This window comes from Pseudomonadota bacterium, assembly GCA_016719885.1.
Lineage (GTDB): Bacteria > Pseudomonadota > Gammaproteobacteria.
The window spans coordinates 542,393-549,819 of sequence record JADJYF010000001.1 but is presented as its reverse complement, the minus strand read 5'-3'; the positions used below and the strand labels follow the sequence as shown (position 1 = coordinate 549,819).

Sequence of the window (7,427 nt, the reverse complement as noted above, 5' to 3'; positions counted from 1 at the left end):
AACTTCGCCGACCTGCAATACGAGCGCGGCGAGCTGCTGTATCGCCGTGCTGAGGGCCGACTGCCTCGGCTGAGGAACTGGCGCGCCTGGCCGACATCGAGGCCGCGCTACCGAAACAGAAGGACGCGGTCGACGCCAGCAACCACGACACCGTCGAGCGCCTGCGCGAGATCATGCGCACCACGGCGACGCTGCGAACTGCACCTCGGCGGCGTGGCCGCGATTGCCGATGACATGATCGGCTACGTGCGCAACGACATCGTGGTATTCGGCACGGCGTCGTTCCTGCTAGCCATCGGCATGCTCGGCTACATCTTCCGCGAATTACGCTGGGTGCTGATCCCGGTCTTTAATTGCACCTTCATCACCGTCGGCATCCTCGGCATGCTGGGCCTGGTGGGCTGGAAGCTGACGGTCATTTCATCCAACTTCCTGGCAATGACCCTGATCCTCGCCATTTCCATCAACATCCACCTCATCATTGCGCTATCGCTGACTGTATCGCGAACGGCCCGAACTCACGCATCGCAATCGCGTGCATGGGTGTGCCGCGACATGGCCAGCCCCTGCATGTACACCTCGCTGACTTCCATCATCGGCTTCGGCTCGCTGCTGTCGTCGACATCCGGTGATCATGATTTCGGCGCGATGATGAGCCTGTCGCTGGTGCTGGTGTATTTCGTGGTGTTATTCACCCTCGTCCCCGCCCTCATGGTCTGTTGCCCAACCGCGAGCCGCGCGTGAATGACGACGGCCAGTCAGGGTTTCACGGTGATGCTGGCGCGCGTCACCGACAAGCACGGCTTCGGTGTGATGGCGGTGACGGTGCTGATCGTGGTGATGAGCGCCATCGGCGTGTCGAAACTCGAAGTCGAGAACAGCTTCATCAACTACTTCCGCAAGCACACCGAGATCTACCAGGAAGCAGGCGCGTCGATGAAACCCTGAGGCGGCTACGCCGCTGGAAGCTGGTGTAATTTCCGTCCGGCGGTCAAGACCGGCACCGGCAGCACTGACCTCGATGCCGAGATGTTCGGTGACGAGCGGACAGAAATCCGACACCTGGTTCACCGCCGACAAAGATAGAAGGCGCATCAAGAAGGTGCACGACTACGTAGCCGGCATCCCGGGCGTGGGCACGGTGCAGTCGCTAGCCTCCATCGTGCGCGTCGCCGAGGATCTCAACAAGGCCCGCGAGTTCGACCCCCGCTCAGCTCATTATCATCTACAAGCGCCTGCCGTAACCTGCGCGACGAGCTCTTCGACGCCCTACATCCCAGCATCGATGCCGACGAAGCGCGCATCTCGCGCATCGATTCAACCCCGACCTGCGGCGCCGAAGCGCTGCTGCAAAATCGGCAAAGGTCTGCAAACGGATCTCCAAGCTCAAGCCGAGGAATTCGAAGGTCAGCGGCCTGTTGGTGCTCTACAACAACATGCTGCAGAGCCTGTACAGCTCGCGGATCGCCTCCATCGGCAGCGCCAGCAACTCGGCATTGTTCCTGACGCTGTGTTTCCTGTTCCGCAACATCCGCGCGGCCTTCATCGGCATCGTGCCGAACATGGTGGCAACCGGCGCAGTGCCTGGGCTTCATGGGCTGGGCCGGCATCCCGCTCGACATGATGACCATCATGGTTTGCGGCGCCCGATATGGGCATCGCGGTCGAGGACTGCAGTTCATTGCGTGTACCGCTATCGCCTCGAGTTCTATCATTTCGGCGATGGGCTCGACCATGTACCATTGCCGCTGGCAATATCGCGCGCGCGAGTTTCTACACCACGCTGGTGGTATGCGCGGGCTTCTCGATCTGATGCTGTCGAACTTCACGCCCAGCGGCATCCTGTTCGATCTTCTGATACCATCATAACGGTATCGCCATCTGGCCGCGCTGACCTTGATGCCGAAGCTGCTCTTGATGTGGAAGCCGTTCAAGATGTCGGACAAGGCGGCGACCCATCGCCTTTAAGCTCGCCTGGTGCGCGGGTGATTCGCACACCAGAACACTGTATTCGCGCGCTTCATCGACCTGAATGCCAGGCTGAAGCCTGACCCACGGAACACGATATTCATCGTGAAGTCTGACCCTGACGGATCCCCACGAATTATGCCGTTAAGGCCTGTGCTGCGGCCATGCTCGGGAGTTCTCTCCAGGCGTTGCGGATGTCGGACAGGGAAAGTAGCTTCCAAGCTCTGCTGAGCAATCGCCTGCCCTGGCGAGAACACCGACAGTACGTGACGTTGCTTTTCAGTATTGGCCTGGAATTTTCGAGCCAGGTTGGCGGCGCGAGCCGCCAACCCCGTGACGCAGGTCACCAGCGTCGCCAAAGTGGTGAGCAGCAATAGGTTCGATAGTCGCATCACTGAGTTTGAGCCGCTGTAGGTCAGACCGTAGCCCCAACGCGGGCTCTTCAGATCTCGGAAGGTCTCTTCAATCTGCATGCGCTGACGATAGGCGTGCGTGACTCGTTGAGCCGACCAATCGCTCAGAGGAAGCGACGTCGCCAACACCCAGGGCTCGCGACCGAGTCGGCGCTTGCGTGCACCGTTGGGCTTGGAGCGCTGTTTGCCGCGACGGCGCGCTGGTGTGGCGTGGTAGTGATGCAACTGGCAGCGATAGCTGTTCGTTTTTGCCAGCCACACCGAGCCCACTGTGCGCGGCACGGTCGCTGCCTGGGCATACAACGATTTGACGGGGCGGCATGGTCCGTTCAACTCGTGGCGATACGTTACCCGGTCGCGAACTCGGCCGATCCAATCCCAGCCCAACGCAGACACGGCCTTGAACCATGGCCCACGAAAGCCGGCATCGGTGATCAGTATGGGTCGACAGCTTGATGGGACCACGCTCTTGAGGCGGCCCAAGAACGCCAAGTGCGTGGCCGGCGAACCGTAGCAATCGAGCGGATGGACTTCCTCATAGACAGTCACCGCTCGACCACCGATAGGCACAGCGGCCTTCAGCATCAAAAATCGCTGACCTGGGCGAACATCAGACCAGTCGACCACCACCCACGGTTGCGCGATGTCGGCCAATAGCCAGCGCCCCAGCGCCTGATAGATCTTCAATCGCTCGGCGGACAGATGACGATTGCCCAACAAGCGATCCGCACACTTGATACCGTGTTTCTCTGCTTGCAGCATCGGGATATGGCGCCCCATGGCGGTGAGGGTTGCGACACCTCCCCGAAGCAGGCCATCGACCAATTTGCACACCGCGCCCTGACGCGCCTTATGCATCCAGGTGCAGTTGTCCTCTAGCCAACTCTCCAGCAAACTGCTTGCGTACATGCTGTCCTTCTTGCTCTATCGAAGTCTTGGTAAACAACGATTGGATCAGGAAGCAGCATGTACGTCTACCACTTATCTGCTTGATATCTAAGACCACCGCTCGCATTTTTGTGGGGAGCCGTCAGAGTCTGACCCACAAATTTTCCTGCCAGCCTCACACTTCGAGGAGTCGTTTCGCGGATTTCGGCATCGTGTGCTTCCACCATGACACCAGTATCGAGCCGCAGTGATCTCGCGTGCCGGCACCCGAGGCGCGCGGTTTCGAATCGCTGTTCTACGCCGAACACACCCATCCCGACCAGTCGCCGCTCGCCGTTCGTCGGCGGCGGCGAACTGTCGGCCATGTACTGGCACAGCCACGACCGCCCGTGGCGCTGTCCATCGCCGCCGCCACCACGCGTACGCGCTGAAACTCGGCACCGGCGTGACGCTGGTCACCGAGCACGACCCGATCAATTTCGCCAAGGCCGCTGCCTCGCTCGACCGGCTGTCAGGCGGCCGCCTGTGGTTCGGCATCGGCGCCCGGTTGAACGCGTTGAGAGGAAGACCACGGCGCGGTCTTCGCCGATCGCTGGAAGGTGACGCGCGAATCGCATGCTCGCCATCCGCAGCATCTGGAACGACCACGTGCCGGAATACACGGCCAGTTCGTCGAAATGCCGCCGATGTGGTGCCGGGCCCGTGCCTTGCAGGCCGGCGGCCCGCCGGTGCTGATGGGTGCCTATTCGAATGGGTGCCGGCGCGCATCGCCGAGTACTGCGACGGTTGGATGCCGATAGAGGGTTTGATCGCGGACATTCCCACCGCGTTCGAGGATATCCGCGTGCCATGAGGCGCGCGGCCGTGATCCGTCCAAGCTCGGACGTCACGGTGCTGGCGAGGTGCGCGCATAGCGCGGTTTCGACCCGGCGCGTGTCCCGAGCGCATGCTCGCGACCGGCGCCAACCGCGCTGTTGCTGTTGGTGGACTTTCCGCGCGACGAGGCGCTCGCCATCCTGATGACTACGCCGCCGCGATCGCGCGGGTGCGGGCTGAGCTTGCCGGCGCCTGCATGGCCGCGCAGGCGCCCGCCATGCGCGGATCATCAGGCGCGAGCGCGACCTCGTAGGCCTGCGCATCCGGTGCGTGGGTACGCGCCACGAAGTCATCCTGGTGCCGGGAAGTTGGTGACGAAACGCCTACTTGCGGCGCGCGGTAATAGAAGTCGCCACCGCAGGCGGTCGCCACGCGTCGACGCCCGCCACGTCCTTCTGCAGTTCGTCGTTGTAGGCAGCTGTGACTTCCGGACGCACGTCCAGCCACGCCAGCTTCCGGCATCCAGGCGTTCGAGCTGACGCAGGATGTATTCGACCTGCTGTTCGGATCATCAACAGGATGCAGCCCTGGTTGAAGTGTTGGGGGCCGTAGAGCATGAACAGGTTCCCGGAAAGCCGGCGGTGGTGATGCCGAGATAGGCCTGCGCGCCATCGCGCCAGGCGTCGCGCAGACGCGCGCCGTCGCGACCGCTGACGTCCAGCGCGTTGAGATAGGTGGTGGTTTCAAAACCCGTCGAGTAGACGATGACGTCGAATTCGTGTTCCACGCCATCGCGCGTCAGTATGCCCTTTGGTCGACGCGCTCGATGCCGCCGGTCACCAGCGCGACATTGTCGCGATTGAATATCGGGTAGGACGTCGGAGAACAGCTAAGCCGGCGGCAGCCGAAGGCCGGATGCTTGGGCGTTAGCTTGCGGGCGTGTCTTCATCCTGATCTCGGCCAGGCGTTCTAGGCCGGCGCGTTCGATATCGGCCAGCACGGACTTGTCCTGGAAGGTGCACAGCGAATTTCACACGCGGCAGCCTTCGTCTTGGCTCTTCCTGACTTCCTCGGGATGCGCGCGGTAGAACGCCAGTTGCTCATCGCTGTAGGGCTGGTTGGCCTGGGCACCACCCAGTTGGCGGTGCGCTGGAAAGACTCGAATGTGCGACCTTGGCGCGAGTTCCGGTGCGAACTGGATGGCGCTGGCGGCCACGCCGATCACGCCCACGCGCTGGCCGGTGACATCGACCGAATGATCCCAGCGCGCCGAATGAAAGTATTTGCCCCCTTGAAGTCGGCAATGCCGGCGATGGCCGGCCACACCAGGTTGTTGAACATGCCGAGCGCGCTCACCACCACCTCGGCGTCGAGGATCTCACCGCTGTCGGTTTCGACATGCCATAACCGCCGGGCATCGTCCCAGCGCAGCGCCTTGACCGCGGTATTGAAGCGCATGTGCGGGCCGAGACCGTACTTGTCGGCGCACTGCTCGAAGTAGCCCTGGATCTCGCGTTGGCCGGCGAAGGGCCGCGACCAGTCGTTCTTCGGTTCGAAGGAGAAGGAATACAGGTGATTGCACGTCGCATTCGGCGCCCGGGTAGCTGTTGTGCCACCAGGTGCCGCCAAGGCCGGCGGCCTTGTCCAGCATCAGGAAGTCGTCGAAGCCGGCGCGTTTGAGTTGCATCGCCATGCACAGGCCACCGCCGCCGGTGCCGATGATGATGATGCGATGCGCGCGCGCAGTGGACTCGGTCATGGTCGGCTTCCTCGGCGATGAAGGATGCCATCGACCACAGCGCAGCGCCCCGGCGCGCACTACACCCGAAAGGGCGCAGCGCGCGGGCAGGCCCGGTTCAGGCCGGCAGGATGGTGATTTCGCTGGCCAGCAAGGGCGTGATTGTTCAGCAGGGTCACCAGGGTCGACAACGAGGAACCGTCGCCGAGCGCGTCGTAGGACAGCACGCCGCTGTCCTGGTCGTACACCAGGTGCGCGCCATTGGGCGCGTCGCCGGCGGCGCGCAGCTCCGCGGCGTCCAGCGTCCCTGATCCCGTGATGGCGGCGACGGCCGCGTGCGTGATCGCCAGGTGGTCGCCGGCCAGCAGGTCGTCGATGCGCAGCGTGTCGCCGGCGCCGCCGGTGACGATGAAGGTGTCCGCGCCGCCGTTGCCGACCAGCCTGTCGTCGCCATGGCCGGGCTTGAGCACGTTGTCGCCGGCGTTGCCGCGCAACACGTTATCGAGCGCGTTGCCGGTGGCATTGATGTCGGCGCTGCCGAGCAGGGTCAGGTTCTCGACGTGGGCCGGCAGACTGTAGCTGACCGTCGAGCGTAGGGTATCGGTGCCCTGGCCACCGCGCTCCACCACCACGTCGTTGCGGTGGTCGACCATGAACTGGTCATTGCCGAGCCCGCCGTCCATGCGGTCGGCGCCGCCCTTGCCGTCCGGGCGATCGTTGCCGGCGAGTCCGCGCAGGGTATTGGCGGCACTGTTTCCGAAGATGTCGTTGCCGGCGCATTGCCGGTGGCGCTGATGGCCTTGCTGCCGCCAAGCGTCAGCGTTGCAAGGTTCGCGCCCATGGGTCCAGGTCACGCTGGACTGCGCTTTATCCGCGCCGCTGGCCACGCTCTCGCTGACGATGTCGTGGCGTTGTCGATGGTGTAGCTGTCATTGCCCTTGCCGCCCGCCATCACGTCCCGGCCGCGCCACCCATCGAGACGGTCGGCGCCGGGGCCGCCGCTCAGGCGTCGTTGCCGGCCGCGCCGCGCAGGTGTCGTCACCAGCGTTGCCGAACAGCTTGTCCTGCCTGGCAAGCCGAGCAGCACGTCACCGGAAAGCGCTGCCTGCACCGCCACGCCCGACGCCACGTCCTGCAACATGAAGGTCGCGATGGTCTGCACCTTCTCCTGGCGCCCGATATCGGAGAACGACACGTCGCCGACGTTGGCCACCGACATCAGGAAGTGTTTCGACTTGTCGAAGAACGCCACGCCGGTGACATCGCTGTCGCGCAGCGAGTTCTCGTTCTAACTTGAACTTGTCGCCCGGACGGCGCCATGCTGCCGCCCTAGGTGGTGCCCGCCGTCACTTCGGTCTCGCCGTTGGCGGTGATGGCGGAGATCTCGCCGAGCGAGGTGTTGAGCGCGGGGCTCGTCAGGGGACTTGCTGCGCGTATCAGCGTCGAGGCCGTTTCAGTCGTCGATCATGGGGTCCCTCGGCGATGGACTTGCGATTATCAGGGCAGGCGCGGGGACCAACGAGCTGCCCCAGCCATCGGACTCAGGGCGCGTCGTCTAAAAAATTCACAGGCGCGGCGCGCGATTGAGCCGCGATGAGGCGCGA

General features: G+C 63.5%; 11 protein-coding genes and 1 pseudogene. 5 read left to right on the top strand and 7 right to left on the bottom strand.

What is annotated here, in order from left to right:
* The 4 genes from IPM80_02515 to IPM80_02500 all read left to right on the top strand — a co-directional run.
* Positions 1–744: MMPL family transporter (locus IPM80_02515; GenBank protein ID MBK8957313.1), on the top strand; the 744-nt coding region annotated here is incomplete at its 5' end.
* Positions 745–948, top strand: coding sequence for a hypothetical protein (locus IPM80_02510; protein MBK8957312.1), 204 nt, complete (start codon positions 745–747; stop codon positions 946–948). It abuts the gene before it with no gap.
* Between the two features lie 88 nt (positions 949–1,036).
* Positions 1,037–1,624: a hypothetical protein gene (locus IPM80_02505; GenBank protein ID MBK8957311.1), complete on the top strand. Its 588-nt coding sequence runs from the start codon at positions 1,037–1,039 to the stop codon at positions 1,622–1,624.
* The gene (locus tag IPM80_02500; GenBank protein MBK8957310.1) at positions 1,621–1,869 is read left to right on the top strand and encodes a hypothetical protein; all 249 of its coding nucleotides are present in this window, start codon (positions 1,621–1,623) and stop codon (positions 1,867–1,869) included. Before IPM80_02505 ends, IPM80_02500 begins: the two co-directional genes overlap by 4 nt.
* A 95-nt stretch (positions 1,870–1,964) precedes the next feature.
* Here IPM80_02500 and IPM80_02495 read toward each other — a convergent pair whose 3' ends face one another.
* A complete protein-coding gene (locus IPM80_02495; protein MBK8957309.1) occupies positions 1,965–3,290 on the bottom strand; it encodes an IS4 family transposase in 1,326 nt (441 codons plus the stop codon).
* Positions 3,291–3,526: 236 nt separating this feature from the next.
* Between IPM80_02495 and IPM80_02490 the strand changes: the two are divergent.
* Positions 3,527–4,122 (top strand): annotated as a pseudogene (locus IPM80_02490) (LLM class flavin-dependent oxidoreductase).
* 170 nt (positions 4,123–4,292) lie between these two features.
* Here IPM80_02490 and IPM80_02485 read toward each other — a convergent pair.
* The 6 genes from IPM80_02485 to IPM80_02460 form a co-directional block, all read right to left on the bottom strand.
* On the bottom strand, positions 4,293–4,430 hold the full coding sequence (locus tag IPM80_02485; GenBank protein MBK8957308.1) for a hypothetical protein: 138 nt from the start codon (positions 4,428–4,430) through the stop codon (positions 4,293–4,295).
* Between the two features lie 226 nt (positions 4,431–4,656).
* The gene (locus IPM80_02480) at positions 4,657–4,872 is read right to left on the bottom strand and encodes a hypothetical protein (protein MBK8957307.1); all 216 of its coding nucleotides are present in this window, start codon (positions 4,870–4,872) and stop codon (positions 4,657–4,659) included.
* Positions 4,873–5,115: 243 nt separating this feature from the next.
* A complete protein-coding gene (locus IPM80_02475) occupies positions 5,116–5,409 on the bottom strand; it encodes a hypothetical protein (protein ID MBK8957306.1) in 294 nt (97 codons plus the stop codon).
* 54 nt (positions 5,410–5,463) lie between these two features.
* Positions 5,464–5,844, bottom strand: coding sequence for an NAD(P)-binding protein (locus tag IPM80_02470; GenBank protein MBK8957305.1), 381 nt, complete (start codon positions 5,842–5,844; stop codon positions 5,464–5,466).
* A gap of 59 nt (positions 5,845–5,903) precedes the next feature.
* Positions 5,904–6,677, bottom strand: a complete 774-nt coding sequence (locus IPM80_02465) for a calcium-binding protein (protein MBK8957304.1) — start codon at positions 6,675–6,677, stop codon at positions 5,904–5,906.
* Positions 6,674–7,075, bottom strand: a complete 402-nt coding sequence (locus tag IPM80_02460) for a hypothetical protein (protein MBK8957303.1) — start codon at positions 7,073–7,075, stop codon at positions 6,674–6,676. The genes IPM80_02465 and IPM80_02460 overlap by 4 nt, the downstream gene beginning before the upstream one ends.
* Positions 7,076–7,427 lie beyond the last annotated feature (352 nt).